10 protein-coding genes and 1 tRNA gene are annotated in these 18,165 nt (G+C 50.9%); 6 read left to right on the top strand and 5 right to left on the bottom strand.

Annotation, left to right across the window (positions count from 1 at the left end; translation table 11 throughout):
- Nucleotides 1–11: 11 nt before the first annotated feature.
- The 6 genes from Q0Y21_RS17665 (at nucleotide 12) to Q0Y21_RS17640 (ending at nucleotide 11,810) form a co-directional block, all read left to right on the top strand.
- The gene (locus Q0Y21_RS17665) at nucleotides 12–2,411 is read left to right on the top strand and encodes a class I SAM-dependent DNA methyltransferase (protein WP_297798257.1); all 2,400 of its coding nucleotides are present in this window, start codon (nucleotides 12–14) and stop codon (nucleotides 2,409–2,411) included.
- Complete coding sequence (locus Q0Y21_RS17660) at nucleotides 2,404–3,645, top strand: restriction endonuclease subunit S (protein ID WP_297798255.1); 1,242 nt, start codon at nucleotides 2,404–2,406, stop codon at nucleotides 3,643–3,645. Before Q0Y21_RS17665 ends, Q0Y21_RS17660 begins: the two co-directional genes overlap by 8 nt.
- Nucleotides 3,605–5,467, top strand: coding sequence for a DUF262 domain-containing protein (locus Q0Y21_RS17655; protein ID WP_297798253.1), 1,863 nt, complete (start codon nucleotides 3,605–3,607; stop codon nucleotides 5,465–5,467). The genes Q0Y21_RS17660 and Q0Y21_RS17655 overlap by 41 nt, the downstream gene beginning before the upstream one ends.
- Entirely contained in the window at nucleotides 5,464–7,563 is a 2,100-nt protein-coding gene (locus Q0Y21_RS17650; RefSeq protein WP_297798251.1) for a DUF262 domain-containing protein, read from the top strand. Before Q0Y21_RS17655 ends, Q0Y21_RS17650 begins: the two co-directional genes overlap by 4 nt.
- A 7-nt stretch (nucleotides 7,564–7,570) precedes the next feature.
- Nucleotides 7,571–10,591 (top strand): type I restriction endonuclease subunit R, encoded by a 3,021-nt coding sequence (locus Q0Y21_RS17645; RefSeq protein WP_297798249.1) that lies wholly within the window; start codon nucleotides 7,571–7,573, stop codon nucleotides 10,589–10,591.
- 310 nt (nucleotides 10,592–10,901) lie between these two features.
- On the top strand, nucleotides 10,902–11,810 hold the full coding sequence (locus Q0Y21_RS17640) for a type II toxin-antitoxin system PemK/MazF family toxin (protein WP_297798246.1): 909 nt from the start codon (nucleotides 10,902–10,904) through the stop codon (nucleotides 11,808–11,810).
- Nucleotides 11,811–12,115: 305 nt separating this feature from the next.
- Here Q0Y21_RS17640 and Q0Y21_RS17635 read toward each other — a convergent pair whose 3' ends face one another.
- The 5 genes from Q0Y21_RS17635 to Q0Y21_RS17615 all read right to left on the bottom strand — a co-directional run bounded on the left by Q0Y21_RS17635 (nucleotide 12,116) and on the right by Q0Y21_RS17615 (nucleotide 18,156).
- Entirely contained in the window at nucleotides 12,116–13,279 is a 1,164-nt protein-coding gene (locus tag Q0Y21_RS17635) for an XRE family transcriptional regulator (RefSeq protein WP_297798244.1), read from the bottom strand.
- A gap of 1 nt (nucleotide 13,280) precedes the next feature.
- Nucleotides 13,281–13,904 carry a hypothetical protein gene (locus Q0Y21_RS17630; protein WP_297798242.1) on the bottom strand — a complete coding sequence of 208 codons (624 nt, stop codon included), beginning with the start codon at nucleotides 13,902–13,904 and terminating at the stop codon, nucleotides 13,281–13,283.
- A 516-nt stretch (nucleotides 13,905–14,420) separates the two neighbouring features.
- Nucleotides 14,421–14,497: transfer RNA gene (locus tag Q0Y21_RS17625), tRNA-Arg, on the bottom strand.
- Nucleotides 14,498–14,703: 206 nt separating this feature from the next.
- Complete coding sequence (locus Q0Y21_RS17620) at nucleotides 14,704–16,548, bottom strand: protein kinase (RefSeq protein WP_297798240.1); 1,845 nt, start codon at nucleotides 16,546–16,548, stop codon at nucleotides 14,704–14,706.
- A gap of 9 nt (nucleotides 16,549–16,557) precedes the next feature.
- Nucleotides 16,558–18,156 carry a dihydrolipoyllysine-residue acetyltransferase gene (locus tag Q0Y21_RS17615; RefSeq protein WP_297798238.1) on the bottom strand — a complete coding sequence of 533 codons (1,599 nt, stop codon included), beginning with the start codon at nucleotides 18,154–18,156 and terminating at the stop codon, nucleotides 16,558–16,560.
- Nucleotides 18,157–18,165: the final 9 nt, after the last annotated feature.

Raw genomic sequence — 18,165 nt, 5'->3', positions numbered from 1 at the left:
GGAGTATTTTAGTGAACCAAGCAGTCCATAACAAACTGGTCTCCTTCATCTGGTCCATTGCCGATGACTGCCTTCGAGATGTCTACGTGCGGGGCAAATACCGCGATGTGATCCTACCTATGGTGGTGCTTCGCCGCCTGGATGCTTTGCTTGAGCCCAGCAAGGATGCGGTGATGGAAGAGCTCGCGTTCCAGCAAAACGAAATGAAGCTTGTCGAGCTCGATGAAAATGCCTTGAGGTCAGTATCTGGCTACGTGTTCCACAACACCAGCAAATGGACGCTGACCAAACTGTTCAAAACTGCCACCAACAACCAGCAAATCCTCCTCGCCAACGTGGAAGAATACCTGGACGGCTACAGCAGCAACGTCAAAGAAATAATCACTAAGTTCAACCTGAAATCCCAGATGCGTCACATGGCCAGCAAAGACGTGCTGCTGGATGTTCTGGAAAAGTTCACCTCACCCACCATCAACCTCACGCCGCACGAGGCTGAAGACCCGGACGGCAACCGTCTGCCCGCACTGACCAATCTGGGTATGGGCTATGTATTCGAAGAACTGATACGCAAGTTCAATGAAGAGAACAACGAAGAAGCCGGGGAGCACTTTACCCCGCGAGAAGTGATTGAACTGATGACCCACCTGGTGTTTGATTCGGTCAAAGACAACCTTCCTCCGGTGATGACCATCTACGATCCTGCCTGCGGCAGCGGGGGTATGCTCACGGAATCCCAGAACTTTATTGACGAGAAGTACCCGAACTCGGATACCCATCGGGACATTCACCTGTATGGCAAGGAAATCAACGACGAAACCTACGCCATCTGCAAATCCGACATGATGATCAAAGGCAACAACCCGGCCAACATTCGTCCGGGTTCTACCCTTTCCACCGACGAGTTTGCCGGTACTCGGTTCGACTTCATGCTATCGAACCCACCTTACGGCAAGAGCTGGAGCGGCGAGCAGAAGTTCATCAAGGATGGGGGTGATGTACTCGACCAGCGCTTCAAAGTCACCCTGGAGGACTACTGGGGCACTAAAGAAACTGTAGATGCCACACCACGTTCAAGCGATGGTCAGCTCCTATTCCTGATGGAAATGATCGGCAAGATGAAACCGTTGGGTGAGGGCGCTGTGGGCTCTCGTATCGCTTCGGTCCACAACGGCTCCAGTTTGTTTACCGGCGATGCCGGCAGTGGTGAGAGCAACATCCGTCGCCACATCATTGAAAACGATTTGCTGGAAGCTATCATCCAGCTACCCAATAATCTGTTCTACAACACAGGCATCACCACCTACATCTGGCTGCTGTCTAATAACAAGCCTGAGCATCAACAGGGCAAGGTTCAGCTTATCGATGCCAGCCTGTTGTACCGAAAGCTGCGCAAGAACCTGGGTAACAAGAACTGCGAGTTCTCACCGGAACACATCACCGAAATCACCGATATCTACCTGAACATGACCAATATTGATCGCCCGGCAGGTGGCGACGGCATTGCTGCTCAGGTGTTCGACAACCGGGACTTCGGCTATCACAAAGTTACCATCGAACGCCCGGACCGTCGCATGGCCCAGTTCAGCCAGGAACACATCGAAACCCTGCGCTTCGACAAATCCCTGCGCGAACCCATGGAGTGGATCTTCCAGCAGTGGGGCGCTGCCGTTTACGAGCCCGGCACGCTCAAAGCCCATGAAAAAGACATCCTCAAGTGGTGTGAGGAGCGAGACCTCAACCTCAATACCAAGCAACGCAAAAAGCTGCTAAGCCCGGATACTTGGAAAAAGCACGCCACACTGGTCAAGATCGCCAATTACCTGATGGAGACCATAGGTACCGACACCCACCGGGACTACAACCAGTTCAAGAATCTGGTCGATCAGGAGTTGAAAACTCTGGCGAAGGAATCCGGCATCAAGCCCGGAGCGAGCGACAAGAACCAGATCCTCAATGCCGTAAGCTGGTATGACGAAAGCGCAGAGAAGGTTACCCGCAAAGTCGAAAAACTGACCGGCGATAAACTGGGCAGCCTTTTGAGCCACCTTGGCTGCCAGCAGGTCGACCTGCCGGATTTTGGGTATTATCCCATCGGAAAACCCGGTGAATACATCACCTACGAATCCAACACCGACCTGCGGGACAGCGAGAGCATTCCGCTAGTGGACGATATTCACGATTTTTTCCTAGAGGAAGTGAAACCCCACGTAGCTGAAGCCTGGATTAATCTAGATTCAGTCAAAATTGGCTATGAAATCAGCTTCAACAAATACTTCTACAAGCACCAGCCATTGCGGAGCATGGAAGACGTAGCCAAGGATATTGTGATGCTGGAACGTGAGGCTGAGGGGGTGATTGCGGAAATATTGGGAATTGGCGTTGAAGATGTTTCGGGAGTAGAAAGTGACTGAAACCTCAGGTTTGCCGGAAATTCATACTTCTGACTACCCGAATCACTGGGTCGTCACGCGCCTCAAATATCTTGCTGACATCAATAACGGTCTCGATTACAAGCATGTTCAGTCGGATCAAGGTTTTCCTGTAATTGGCTCAGGCGGGCAGTTTGCTTGGGCTTCTACATACCTGTATGACGGTGAAGCTGTTTTGCTTGGCAGGAAAGGTACAATAGATAAGCCTCTGTATGTAAAAGGGAAGTTTTGGACTGTAGATACGATGTTTTATGCGGTGTGCAAAAGAGCCGCATATGCGAAATATTTTTACTATCTTGCCACAACCATTCCCTTTTCTTTTTATTCCACATCAACCGCATTGCCAAGCATGACTCAGTCCGACTTGTTGAATCATGCGTTCGCAGTACCTCCAAAGAACGAGCAGATCGCAATCGCAAGGTTTTTGGATGAAAAAATTGTTCAGATTGAGAATGCAATCCGCACTAAGGAACAACAAATTGCCCTCCTAAAGGAACGCAAACAAATGCTAATCCAGAATGCTGTCATCCGTGGCCTGAATCCGGATGCGCCTATGCGGGATTCCGGTGAGGATTGGATTGGGGTGGTTCCGGAGCATTGGGAGCTCCGAAGAGTAAAGAGTATTTTCCGGCTTGTGATGGAGTTATCAGGAAAGCGTCATGACCATGAGCTCCTTTCGATATACACCGATATTGGAGTTAGACCTCGCAAAGATCTAGAGGAAAAAGGTAACAAGGCATCAACTACTGATGATTACTGGTTGGTTCGGAGAGGTGATTTTATAGTTAACAAGCTATTGGCATGGATGGGGGCAATCGGTCTATCTGAGTACGAGGGAGTTACGAGCCCAGCTTATGACATTCTGCGCCCAGTCGCAGATATTGATGGCCAATATTATCATTACCTTTTTCGAACGAAGCTGTGTACAGCTGAATTAAAGAAACGATCTCGCGGCATCATGGAAATGCGTCTGAGGCTTTACTTCGATCGCTTTGGCTCATTGAGAGTGCCGCTCCCTCCAAAATCTGAGCAAACGGAGATTGTCGGGTTCATCACGACTGAGTCCGAGAAACTCGACAAGGCAATGGATTTGCTGGCCCAGCAAATTACTAAACTCAAAGAATACAAAAAGACCCTGATCAATAGCGCCGTCAGTGGCAAGATCAAGGTGCCAGGTGCTGTCGGGCAAAAAGAAAAAGAAGAAACGCTGGTCTGATATGAAAGAACTCATTTTTAGCCTCAAGGATGTATACAACGCAGAAACCAGCTCTGGCTGTCTTTCTCAGTACGAGGCAAGTTGTTACCACATTCCTGCTTATCAACGGGGCTATAAATGGTCCTCAGAGCCAGGTGGTCCAGTGCCGGTTTTACTTGAGGACCTTTTCTCCGCTTTCGAGAAGCAGGAACCGGAATACTACCTCCAATACATCACTGTTAAGCGGAAGCGGCTGGAAAAGAACGGGAGTGAGATTAACTGCCTGGAGGTGATTGATGGCCAGCAGCGCCTTACGACCCTCTCAATTCTATTTTCGATACTCAGTGCTCGGTTAGATCATGCATCAAGCGAAGGCTCGAATCCCGTGACTGATAAGCTCCATTATGCGGTGCGCGAGAATTTTTTTGACAAGAATATCTACCCGTCTGAGCGGGTGCTTGAACTGGCTGAATTGAGTTGGAGTACACTCATTTCAGAGTCGCCGGAGTTAGACCGTCAGGATATCTTTTACTTGCACGGAGCGCTCAGAGAGTGCGATGACTTTCGGGAGATCTACCTTGATGATACTGAGGCTCTAAAGTCGTTTGTTAGTTATATCAAGGAATCGGTAAAGGTCATTGTCAATTCTGTCGAGCCTCACATCCAGAGTGAGACCGTTTTCCGGAATCTCAATAGCAATAAAGTTCCTCTTACTGAGGTAGAGCTAGTTAAAGGGCTGCTAATTACTCGCGCTGGTCGAAAACGCGTCAAAAACGCCGAGAGCCACTTCAGGGAAGTCATGGAAACCCGGCTCGGTCTCGGAAAAGACTGGGAGAAAATACAGAGCTGGGCTCGGCGGTCCGATATTCGCCGCTTCTATTTTCGCGAGGCTGAGGATGGTATGCACCAGCTGCTTACGCTTTGTGCAATGGACCTGCAGGGTTTGGCCAGTCCGCGGTCACTGCAGAATAAACCCGGCTACCCACTCTTTGATTTTTTCAATCAGGTCAGCGACGCCAGTGTTGCTTTTGACGCTCTAATCAGAGTTTATCAGCGATTGTCGGATTTTTTTGAGAACGATGCTTTCTATCGAAGAATTGGTTTCTGTCGCTTTGTGAAGAATAGCGGAGACACCGGGCTCGCGTTCCTCAAGAAGTGCTTTGACCATCCAACTAAAACAGCACTGCGAACATGGTTAGACGAACGTGTCCTCTTAAAATTAGGCGTAAAGGAAGAAGAGTTGGCCGCCGTTGAGTCATTAAGGTACGGGGAGGACGACGACAGAATTCATGCGGTCTTGTTGGCCCTGAGCGTATTTCCAGGCGGCGGCAACTCAGGGCGTTTTGATTTTGGCGCTTTTCATAATCAAGACTGGTCTTTGGAACATATTTTCCCCCAAACCCCGGAAGGAAAGGGGCAAGTGCTGTCTGAAAATCAGAAAGATAACATTCGGCAATTGCTCGTTGAATCGAGTAGCTCAGGAACTGTTAGTGAAGAAGTGGAAGAAGTACTCCAACTGACAGTGAGAGACACTGATCAGCGCAAGATATACGAGACCGCGCTTGAAGCTACAGACTGCATCAATAAAATTGGCAACATTTGTCTTTTGGCGCGCAAGGATAACAGTGCCTTAGGTAATGGATTCTTCCATGACAAGCGCCAGGCCATCCTGCGTCGTATTCAAGCGGGCAGCTTCGTTCCCAAGCACACCTTCGATGTTTTCTCCAAGATGATTCGCGGACTGACGGACGATTTGGAGAATTGGACTGCGCGCGATATCTCTGTCCACTCTAAGCACATCGGCAAGTCATTGCGGGCTATCACGGAAAGAGAGGAGCTATGAGGGCAGGGAAGTACAGTTTTAAAGAGCTCTTTGTTAACCGGTATGTTGACCAGCTTATCGTTCCTGAAATACAGCGGGATTATGTTTGGCAAGAAGATCAGCTTCTTGGATTTTTGTCTTCGATCGCCGAGGAGTTTCGTAAATGTCAGGACGCTGATATTCCGGAGATTGATGTCGACACCCGTAGCGATTCTGGTGCTCTCTTACAAAAAGATTTTGAGGAGTTTTTCCGCAAGCGAAATTTCTCGGCCAATATTGGCTTCATCTATGCCTACAGTGATGAGCAGTACCAAGGTCGATATTTCCTGATCGACGGACAACAGCGAATAACAAGCTTGTTTCTCCTACTATTGGTTCTAGCCAGCCGATGTGATCAGGAGGAGACCTTCACAAAATACTATTGCAGAGAAGGGCACCCCTTACTTGATTATCGGGTTCGCGATGCGACCAGTCACTTTCTCAGCGCCATCGTAGAAATGTTGCTTGAGAATCCAGAAGTCGAGATAGAGGATCAAGCTTGGTATCTCGATGCTTATAACGAAGATGTAAGTATCCGGACGATGCTCAGTAATCTGAAGTCAATTTCCAGTTGGCTTGAGTCTGCGAAACTGTCAGAGATGGAGTTTTTTGATTACGTTCAGAATCATACGGAGTTCTGGTACTTCGATACCAACATCAGTGCGCAAGGTGAGAACCTTTATATCTATTTGAATGCCCGGGGAGAACAGGTCCAAAGCAATGAGAACCTGAAGGCTGAATTGTTATCGCACATTCCTACAGATTCCCAAAAGAATGACTGGGGAAAGAGATGGGAGCATTGGCAGGATCTTTTTTGGAGGCACCGAAAGCTTGGTGCAAAACAGGGTAGCCTCAATGCCGACAAGGGATTTAACGGCTTCATTTTCTGCATCGCAGCGCTGAAACAATATCTAATGGGCGACAGAGAATACATCGTGTCCGAAAAGCGAGGTGGTCGGAAAACCCCGGTTTCTGTGCTTTCGAATATGCTCGACCTGGATGATATTGAAAAGTACGTTAAGGCGCTGGAATTCCTTGATGATCATAGGGCCGAATTCCAAGCTTTATACAGTTACTCAGATTGGGTCGACAAATGTTTGATAGAGCTTTGGTCAATATGGAACCAGGACGCAACCGATTGGTTCATTGACTACCGTAGACCTGAAACCTTCTCCCCTGAGACCAATCGCATGGTTTTAGCCTGGGGAGTCTTGCACTGGGTCGTATCTGCGCTTGATAGCGAAGTGGATTTGGAACAGCTATATCGGAATCTGAGGCCCTTCTATCTTCGCTTCCACAATTACGTTCGAGCAGCCCAGCAGGTAAAAGACAGCGTAGAAAATCTTCTGAAAGATGGCTTTGTCACGAGAGACGAGTCGCATGAAGAATACGAGCGCGAAAGTTGGTTGAGAGCGATTGGCGGCGCCGAAAAACGTCGTGAAGCCGAATCTATTCTTTGGGAGCTCGAAGACCACCCATTAAACTTAGATGGGTCCGATGTGGGCGCTATTAACATCACTCACCTTGTAAAGTTCGATGCTGACCTATCAATCGATAAGGTGAGATCGATTAGAGACGCCTTCCTTAGGTGTTTCCCTGATGACTCCTCGAATAATAAGGAACTTCAAAGTCTGCTACTTCACTACGGTGATTATTGGCAACGGAAAACGCCGTGGTACTACGAGAACTATAAGTTCGATGACTGGAAGTCCATCATTCGTGGAGCACCTATCTTGGGGAAACCTCAGAACGATATTTTTCGCCACTTTTTGAGCGACCTGATTGAATCGGGCAAGGACGTTTCGACAATGCTTGCCCTAAAGCGTGAGCAATACTCGCCAAACCCAAGTGCAGCAGACCTGCGATCTCAGCTACTCTGGTACAACCACTTTCTGCGTGAATCAATGTGGAGCCAGGGTAACTCCATTGCGATTGGGGACGGCAGTGAAAATCCCCCAGATGAGGTGTTTCCGCACAAGAAAGTATTTAGAAGCACCAAGGGCGACTTCAAAGGTGGTAACCCGAGGAAACTTTCAGAAATGCTTCCAGCCGAAGCACAAACGAATGAAAGGCGGTGATTAGGTAATGGTCAGCCAAACGAACGAACGTGCGCTGGAAGCCAGCATCGAAAAGTATCTCACCGGCACTTGCCTGGAAGAACAGCGGGGCGTTCGTGAAGTCGTACCATTCAGTCAGCACCATGGCTACCGGCTAGGTCAGGCCGGAGACTTCAATGCGCGCTATGCGGTAGACACTCGCTTTCTGTTGCAGTTTCTCGAAAACACGCAGGAGGAGGAGATCACGCGCCTGAAGGATCGTTATGACAACTGGCAAACCCGAATTTTGGACCGATTCGATAAGCTGGCAAAAAAGTACGGCACGCTGCATCTGCTGAAGCGAGGTCTGGATATTGAGGACGTCCACGTTCACCTGATGTATCCCGCGCCATTGGCGAGCAGCTCCGACCGAGTTAAGCAGAATTTCGAAGAAAATATCTTTAGCAGCACTAGGCAAGTTCGGTACTCCATGACCAATACTCTGGAAGAGATTGATATGGTGCTCTTCCTGAATGGCTTGCCTTTCGCCACCCTGGAATTGAAAAACCCCTGGACCGGACAGACCGCTCGATACCATGGCCAGAAGCAATACCGGCAGGATAGGGATACCAGCCAGACGTTGCTTCAATTTGGTCGGTGTCTGGTCCATATGACCTTAGACACCGACGAAGTCTATATGACAACCAAATTGGCCGGCCAAAGTACCTTCTTTCTGCCGTTCAATAAGGGCCATAACTATGGGGCAGGCAATCCGCCCAACCCTGATGGCCATAAAACAGCTTATCTGTGGGAAGAGGTGTTCAGCCGCAATAGCATTGCCAATATCATTCAGCATTTCGTACGATTGGATGGCACCAGCAAACTGGCATTGAATAAGCGAACGCTGTTTTTCCCTCGATATCACCAGCTTGATGTGGTTCGTAAGCTCATAGCCCACACCGGAGAGCATGGGGTAGGCCAGAGCTACCTGATCCAGCATTCTGCAGGTTCTGGTAAGTCCAACTCCATTACCTGGGCGGCTTATCAGCTAATAGAAACCTATCCAATAGCGGCCAATGTTCCTGGCGCCAAAGGTATTGAGGTACCGTTGTTTGATTCGGTCATCGTGGTGACCGATCGTCGATTGCTGGACAAGCAGCTACGGGAAAATATTCGGGACTTCTCGGAGGTTAAGAACATCATTGCTCCGGCATTCAAGTCGGCCGATCTGAAACGGTCCCTGGAGCAAGGTAAAAAGATCATCATAACTACCATCCAGAAATTTCCGTTCATTATTGATGGCATCGAAGACATGAGCGACAAACGCTTTGCCGTGGTTATTGATGAGGCACATGGGTCCCAGGATGGTGCTGCACACGGAAAGATGAATCAGGTCATGGGCCGAGCAGCGGCTGAAGAGCCAGATCAAGATCCCCAAGACAAAATCTTGGAAGCCATGCAGCTGAGGAAAATGCGGGGCAATGCCTCCTACTTTGCATTCACCGCGACTCCCAAGAACAGTACTTTGGAAAAGTTTGGCCAGCCTCAATCAGATGGCAGTTTTCATCCTTTTCATCTCTACTCAATGAAGCAGGCCATTGAGGAAGGTTTTATCCTGGATGTGCTCGCGAATTACACCACGTACCGCAGCTATTACGAGATCCAGAAGTCTATTGAGGACAACCCGTTATTTGATACGGCGAAGGCACAGAAGAAGCTTAGAGCCTACGTGGAGCGGCACCCACAGACTATTGCAGCGAAAGCGGAGATCATGCTTGATCACTTCATTCCACAGGTGATCAACACTAAGCGCCTGAAGGGCAAAGCCAAGGGTATGGTGATTACTCAGAATATTGAGGCGGCTATTCGTTATTACCAAGCCATTTCCTGCGTCCTAGCTTCAAGGGGAGCCCCGATCAAAGTGCTGATCGCCTTCTCCGGCACCAAGGAGGTCGATGGTATTGAGTACACCGAAGCGGATATGAACGGGTTTGCGGAATCTGAAACGCGGGAATACTTCGACAAGGATAACTACCGCCTGTTGGTAGTGGCCAACAAATACCTGACAGGTTTTGATCAGCCAAAGCTCTCCACTATGTATGTGGATAAAAAGCTACAAGGAGTGTTGGCTGTGCAGGCGCTTTCACGACTGAATCGCTCCGCGCCCAAATTAGGCAAGAAGACCGAGGACCTTTTCATTCTGGATTTCTTTAATTCGGTGGATGATATCAAGGCTGCGTTTGATCCCTTTTACACCGCCACCAGCCTTTCGCAGGCAACGGATGTGAATGTTCTTCACGAACTGAAGGATAATCTGGAGGAAGTGGGGGTCTTTGATTGGCCTGATGTGGAGGAATTCGTTGCACTGTATTTTGACAATGCTGACGCCCAAAAGTTGAGCCCGATCATTGATACGTCTGCTGATAGGTTCAATAACGAACTGGATCTAGAGGATGAGGGGAAGGCCGACTTCAAGATCAAGGCTAAGCAGTTTGTTAAGATTTACGGTCAGATGGCGTCGATTATGCCGTACGAGGTGGTGGCTTGGGAGAAGTTGTTTTGGTTCCTGAAGTTCCTGATTCCCAAACTCAAGATCAAAGACAAGGATGCTGACCAGATAGATGCCTTGTTGGAATCCGTCGATCTCTCCTCTTACGGACTTGAGCGCGTAAAACTGAATCACGGTATTGGTCTGGATGAGACGGGCTCGGAGCTGGACCCTACAAACCCCAATCCGCGTGGCACCCATGGGGGCGAAGATGAAAAAGACCCTCTGGATCAGATTATTCAGAACTTCAATGAGCGCTGGTTTCAAGGATGGGAGGCTACGCCCGAAGAGCAACGGGTAAAGTTTCTGAGCATTATGAAGAATATTCAGGATCATCCTGATTTCGAAACCAAGTACCGTAACAACCAGGATGCGGATAACCGGGCACTGGCATTTGAGAAAATTTTTGAGGAAGTAATGCTGGAGCGTCGAAGGCAGGACCTGGAGCTTTATCGCTTGGTTGCCAGCGATGGCGCGTTCAAGTCATCAATGCAGCAAAGCTTGCGAAACTTAATAGGTTAAAGAGCGAGGTCAGTTAGCGGCTAGAAATCTAGATTGTTGGCTCAAGCTTTACATTGCCGGTTGATCATAATTTATGCTCTCGTTTCTAAAAAACAGGTTAGGCTAGCGTCGTATATGCTATGCGTCTTTGGGAGTGGGGACCAAGAAGCTGAGGTTAGAAACTTGATTAGTCGTCCAAAATCTGTGGGGCCGGGTGAAATGTAGCCGTATTGCTACGCTGGCTTCTAGTTTCTCATTATCTGGCATGTAAAATCGCTCTGTGTCGCGTCTGCTGATTGACAAACAAATCTCTGGGGTGAAGTTCTAAATTATGAAGGTCCGTTTCTGGAAACAAGATGACTGTGCTCTAGGCGAGGTAAAATATACAGATTTCAATGAGGTGCTGATTCCATATCATGATGAGAATGCCGCTGAGACGTTCATTATTAAGAGCTTTAGTGGCGACGGTAACATATCGTGGAAAGTTGAAGGTATTCAATTCGCTGAGTCTGAAATCGATATTAGTCTTGCAGAGGTAAAGCACACGGATTCAATAGGATTGATGGCGTCAAAGGGTAGCTCATCTCCTAATAAAATAGTTACTCGCTTTAACATAGTTGAAGTTGATTTTGGGCACAAAGTATCTGCGATCGATTCACAAGGACAGCTGGGTCAAAGCGTTTTATGCTCAGCCTCTCACCTTCCTAGCGAATTGTACAAAAAACGGCCATGTATTGTTCTATCGGTGAACGGTGACCGAATTCAAGTCATGCCTTTGACCACCTCTCCGAATTCTGGTGACCCAGAAAGTATGGAAATATCAAAAGAATCCTTTGCAAAATTGCACGCTAAATACACCGAGAGAACGTGTCGAACTCTTCCTCGCATGATTCAGACAGTATCTTCATATCGGGTTTATCCCCCAATGCTTAAAGGCAATTCGTTTCCTGTTACTTGTTTCGCCTTTAAGCTTTGTTCCGATGATAAGGCTGAGATGAAGCTCCGGCTCGCAAGGCACTATGGGAGCGACGTAGTGGCTGACTTCGAAGCTTTAAAACAGTCTCATAGCCAGCTAAAGCATGAGCGTGGCGCCCTCTTGACGACAAAAGAGGATCTCAGAGATGCAAAGAAAGGCCTGGAGGACCGAATGACTCGACTTCTAGAAATAATAGGGGAGGTCTCGAAACAGTATGGGTTGGAGGGCGATCCTGAGGATGCCCTGAAAGCTCTCTTGGATTGAGTGGTAAGATGTTGACAGTAGGGAGTCGTTCACATAGTATTCCTTACATGGCGGTGCCAAGGTCGTATCAGCCCACCACCGCGACTAGTAGGAGGCATATGCTGTTTAGCTTGTGCTGAGCACTAATGATACAACGTAAAGTAAAAAAACCGACCTCTTGGTCGGTTTTTTTTTGGGCATAAAGCGGCCGAGTGATTGGAGGCAGGTCAGCTCTGGCCTGAGAGGAAAAAATCATATCGTAGCCTAAAGGTTTGAGATTGTTGGGCGACAGCCAAACTACCTCCCAAGTAGCATAGTGAAATTAGCTATTTAACTAGCCTCAAACTAGGCTTGGATCTGTCAGAAAAATTGGTTGGCGAATTACCACTCAAGGCATTCAACATCAGGCCAAATGTAAGCTCATCCAGTTCTTCCGGTTCAATCAATAGTTCTCTGGCAACGTCAATTTTCGAGATTCCATCCTCGCGCAGGCTGGCAAAAACCTTCTTGAGCACCTGCGATGTTTCGAATGGTGATGGCTCGGGCTCGTGATCCCGGCCTAATTTAGCCAAGTCAATACACAGTGTTCGATAGGTCCAGTCCGATGTTAAATTCAGTGAGTGAAGCCGGTAGTTAAGGGCTGCGGCAGAGACGTTCCAGTATTTTTTATGGGAGATAAGGCTCTTTAGCGTCGCTGTTCTTGGGGCATTTGCCAACACACTTCTCCTGGGCATTAGAAACGCTGATGCAAAAGAGTTAGCTTCCTTCTCTGCTTCTTGACCTTGCGGTGCGCCGTGTCGGTGCATTACCAAATGGCCCAATTCGTGTGCGGCATCAAACCGGCATCGTTCCGCTGTTTTCTTTGTGTTGAGAAAGACAAAAGGAATATCGCCATACCACATGGAGAAGGCATCGACTTCTCTAGCATCAACGGATAGAGAAAATACACGAACGCCCTTGGATTCAAGTAAAGCGATCATGCTTTTAATTGGAAGCTCGCCTAGATCCCAGTATCGACGCAGCATTTCGGCTGCGGATTCAGGATCATTTTTCTGCCCGAGACCTGGATATTGGTCATCCTCAGACGATCTTTGGCCGGCATCAATTTTTGAATCTACATTTGACGCAATTCTGTAATCCTCAGGAAAATCAGGTGAAGGCAAATCAAACTTGCCTTCAATCCAGCGGTTCAAGAGAAGTGCCACAGCACCCGCCGATAAAGCAATATCCCTTTTAGAGGCCGTCATTTTGGTAAGCGCACGAAAGCTTGCCACCTCGACGGGGAGCTCTTCTACATCATCAGCAAAGAAAAATTCGACCGGAAACCTGAGCGCATTCGCGATCTTGTCGACTGTGTGGTTTTCAGGCACGGTCTGGCCACTCTCATAAGCAGTGATTGACCGATCTGTCACATTAACTTCCTTAGCCAATGCCCGCTTTGTAAGGCCTCTGCGCTTTCTTGCGAGGGCAAAACGAGTATTGTTGAACATGCTATGCCTTTTTCTTAATTGGTACTTCTATATCGGGCAAGTCAGGAAGATCGATTTGGACCGAATCGTCATCTAACGGCATACTCGGCAGAACAATCCGTTCCTTCCAACCATTGATTTTTCCATTGGAAATGCTAGATGGAAGGGAAAGTTCACAGCGTACTTCGTTGGCAGCCAAATGCATCAAAAGTACCCAAGTCGTGAGCCCTTGGTTTTCCTCTATCGCTTGCAACAACTCACTGAACATATCCAACTGATTGTTGGCTTCAATCGCTTCAGCAGTATTAATTCCCTTTGGACACTTATTTGAAGGCGTCGGCCCGACCATACCGGTTGCATCATCTCCGGTGGTGACAACGATAGCCAAAGCGTTTTCGTCGTTCACCGTGAGCTCATAGTTGCCTTTATCTGATTTCCTCCACCCCTCAGGCCTTAGCTGTTCCCGTAATACGGCAACGGTTTCTGCCCACATGATGATCCCGCGAGAGATACTCGGATGATTGGCCGTAGTGCGAGATCTTGCCAGGTATCCCTGCCAGACGGATTCTCTAAGGACAGGTAACTGAATCCCAAGTTGGGACAGTCGATCTACAGCATTCTCTTCAGTGTGTAAAAGGTTGTGCATGAGGTTGCCTCCGGGGCGGAACTCTAGTCTTCCTGTTTTTATACCTCAAATGAGGTTAAAAAACAAGAAGAGTAATGGCGTGATGGAACTATCCGCGTGCCAGAGCCCGAAGATTTCGTTGAGGGGACATCCAAGATCTGGCGTCGGATTGAGCATCTCCAGAGAAGTTCTCGCCGGTTTACCAAAGGCGTAGGACAAGCATTTACATCGAGGGCTATGGCAGCTCTATAGGGGGTCTACCAGAGGGACTTTTTCTGGTCGTTTTCTGTGTCCAAGTTAGGAGCTTTCGGTTTCTGTGCAAAGGTCAGTTATTTCAGACTGAGAAAAACGTCCCGAAAGCCGTGGACACACCATGGACACAATTTGGACACAGGCTCAGATTTATGTGCCAAATAGTAAAATTTCACAAGCGGGGCAAAAGTCACTGCCTAGTTGGAAGTTTATTCAGAAGTAATTTGCGAGGTAAAGGAGTGTTCAGAAATTTCAGGTGTGTAACTTGCTGAATTTGCATTGAAATGGCCCGCCCGAGAGGATTCGAACCTCTGACCTCCGCCTCCGGAGGGCGGCGCTCTATCCAGCTGAGCTACGGGCGGTCTTCAACAAAGTTGGCGTGTTTGACCGTTGCCTTCGGTTCCGGATTTTTTCAGTGACCCTTGCCTCCGGAGGGCAACGCTCTATCCAGCTGAGCTACGGGCGGAAGAAATCAATCGCTTGGTGCGTTAATTTCGAGTGCGCAATCTTACGTGTGAAGAGGTGTTCTGTCCAGCCCTCCTGGTATCTTTGCTGCGATGGCGTGGATTCACGCTGAGTCTGCTTCGGCCCTGGGATTTCTGGGGTAGTAACGTTCGGGCAGCCGTTCGATGTGAGGGAAGAAACGGGTGTCCTTGTAGGGCATTTTCATGAAGCCGGAGACGCCGAGGCCGGTGATCTGGTCCACCGCTGACAGAATCTCGCTCAGAAGCTGACTGAACTCGCCTTCACGGTCCGGATCCAGCAGCCGGTAGTGGCTGTGGATCTTGAGGTGGCGGGGAAGCGCTTCGAAGATGATCATGCCGGTGTGGTGAATGTCGTTGAGGGACTCCAGCGCATTGATGATGGTCTGGGGCAGTACCAGGAATTCCTCCGGGTCGGGGCCATCCTCGAAGTAGGAATGCACCCGGGATTCGTCTTCCACTTCCGGCGCCGCGCTGACCTCGTATTTCAATTGCATGCCCGGCTCGATCACGAAGGGCTGATCCGGTTCGTCGCGATCGATGTGCAGGGTGTTTCGCGCATTGAACAGGCAGCTTTTGAAGATGCCCTGACGGTAGATGGCCTGGGCCAGGTACACCATGTTGTTGACGGCCCTGACGAAGGCCGCCTTGAGGCTCGGGTCGTGCAGGTTCAGTGAGGTGTCGATGTAGACACCGTCGCTCTCCCAGCGTACGGCAAGACCACCTTCAACAGGGTATCGCCCCAGCCGGCTGACGGCGGCCAGAAACGCCTTTTCGGTCTCACCCATGCCCTGCATGAAGTTTTTGTAGTAACGGTCCAGCTGCACATCGTTAACGTCGTTGAGGGTTTCGGGGGCGCCTTCCTGTCGCAGGAAGGACTTGCGGGAACTGTACACCACGGTGTCGATTTCATGATCTGATGGTCGTGTCCACACTGGCACCAGCGGGGCCACGGGCGGTTCCGGCAGGTCGATCATCACGGTGCGCGCCATTCTCGGCATTTCTTTCAGGTAGTAGTCACCGGCCCGTCGACGGGTTTCCGGATCCGGGGCCAGCATGCCGTCGAGCATGCGGGCGAATTCCATGGGCAGTCCAAGGGAGCTGGCGGGAATCGCCTGGTGTCCGAACCGGCACGACTGGCCGGAGGCCAGCGCATAGAGGGTTCCGGCGGCGCCCTGTTCGTCGAAGCGGGGGGACGACAGGCCGCCGTTCAGCTGTTCGTCGCCGATGAAGTAGACATCCCCCAGCCGCGCGTTGGTCTGTTGCAGGTTGTCGGACATCAGCTCCATGACATTGCTGGTGATGAACTGCTGGTTGGCATCGAGCTGCGCAAACACCGACGAGCCCCAGTCGATCAGGGCGATGTTTTCGGTGTTGGCGTCGAACACCAGGTTCGACGGTTTGATGTCGCCGTGCACAATGGGGCGTCCGGCGGGGCCGTTCTCGCGACGCAGGTTGCGCAGGATGTCCGCAAGCTGGTCGGCGATTCGTATGATCAGCCGCGGTTTCAGGCGGCCTTCACGCAGTGACACTTCTTCCAGATTAATGCCAGCTGCCCGTTCCATGACCAGGATAGGCTGATTGCGTGCCCGCTGGTAGGCGATCAGTCGCGGCACCCGCGGGTGGCGGACCTGCTCGAGAATGAAGGCTTCGTCCTCGAGGCGGTCCTGCAGGTGTTGTGGCAGGTTGATACGGGTGAACTTGAAGACGTGTTCGGGGCCGGTGCCGTCCTGGCTTGGCAGGCGACCTGCAAACACAAAGCCGTAGGCGCCCTTGCCGATCAGTTCGATGTCCCGGTAACCCAGTTGGCGGAGCTGGGTGGCACAGAGCGCCACCCAGTCCTTGAGCTTCTTGGCATCGTCATGGCTGAGCAGGTAGATCGACTGCTCTTCAGGTATGTAGAACTGCTGCAGCTGTGTCTTCTGCGCCATGATGTCCCGTCAGCCCAGATGCAATAGCATCGATTGCGGCGATTCCAGATAGCCTTTCCAGCGATTGCAGAAACGCGCAATGGTGCCGCCGTCGATGATGCGATGGTCACCCGCCCAGCTCACGGTCAGGATAGACCGTTCCACCACCTGGCCATTGGCGTCGAAGCGGGGCAGTTTCTGGGTGCGGCCCAGGGCCACAATCGCCACTTCCGGCGCGTTGATAATGGGGGCGGCATAAGTGCCACCCAGTGCGCCGATGTTGGAGATGGTAATGGTGCCGCCCTTGAGGTCTTCCTGGCTGACACGGCCTGAACGGGCCGCCTCGGTCAGGCGCGCCACTTCATCGGCAACCCCCAGCAGGGTGCGGCTCTCCACACCCTTCACGTTGGGAACCATCAGGCCCGCCTTGCTGTCAACCGCCATGCCGATATTGCACTGGGACAGGTAGTGAATCTCCGTGACGTCGTCGTTGAGACGGCTGTTGAGCACCGGGAATTCCTGAACCGCCAGGGCCATGGCTTTCATGAAGAAAGGCATCAGCGTCAGCCGTGAGCCACTGGCTTCGGCCTCCGGTTTGAGCTGCTCCCGCAGTTTCAGCAGGTCGGTGACATCAATGTCCTCACTGTAGATGAAGTGAGGAATGGTGGTCGCCGACGCCACCATGCTGCGGGCCATCGCGGCTTTGATGCCGCGGATCGGCTCGACCCGGACTTCCTGCTCACCCTCCGGTTGTCTGCGCGCACTGCCGGTACTGGCTGGCTGTGATTCACCAGCACTTGTCTGGCCCTGTGCAGGCGCTGCGGGCTTGTCGAGGTGGGCCAGTACATCGGCCTTCAGCACCCGGCCATCCTTGCCGGAACCGGCGATGTCCGCCAGGTTCACGTCATGCTCCCGCACCAGACGACGCACGGCGGGGCTGGCGGGAATGCGCTGCCGCTTGCCCGTAGCGACCGGTTTGGCCGTCGCCGTTGCGGGTTCCGGTGCCGGCGTTGATGTGGCTTTTGCGTCGGCAGGCTCATCACGTTCGCGGGGAATAAACGCAAACAGGGGGGAGTGTACCCGGGCCATCTCCTGCTGCTGGTGATAGAGTTTGGTGACACGGCCGGCCTTGGGCGCGGTGATCTCGACCATCGCCTTGTCGGTCATGACATCCACCACCGGCTGGTCTTCCTCGATCTCATCGCCTTCGGCCACGCGCCATTCCACCACCTCACACTCGACGATGCCTTCCCCGATGTCCGGGAGGATGAAGTCCTCGGTGGCGTCGTCAGTCGCTGCACTGTTGGTGTCGGAGGATTCCGGTGATGCCGGCGTCTCGTTAACGGTTTCAGATGGCTGGGTTTGAGGGGCGGCGGCCTGTTCGCTGTCGCCACCTTCTTCCACCAGCTCAAAAAGCGGTGCGTGGACCTTCGCGATGTCGCCCTCCTTATGGTAAAGGCGAGTTACCTTGCCCTTGTAGGGGGCCGGAATTTCCACCAGCGCCTTGTCGGTCATTACCTCGGCGACGGGCTGGTCCTCTTCGATGATGTCCCCTTCGGCGACCAGCCACTTGACCAGTTCGCACTCCACGATACCTTCGCCGATATCGGGCAGTATAAAATCACTCATGATTGCTCT

The organism is uncultured Marinobacter sp., from assembly GCF_947259545.1.
Classification (GTDB): Bacteria; Pseudomonadota; Gammaproteobacteria; order Pseudomonadales; family Oleiphilaceae; genus Marinobacter.
The sequence above is the reverse complement of the archived record's forward strand: the minus strand, read 5'-3'. Positions and strand labels throughout refer to the sequence as shown.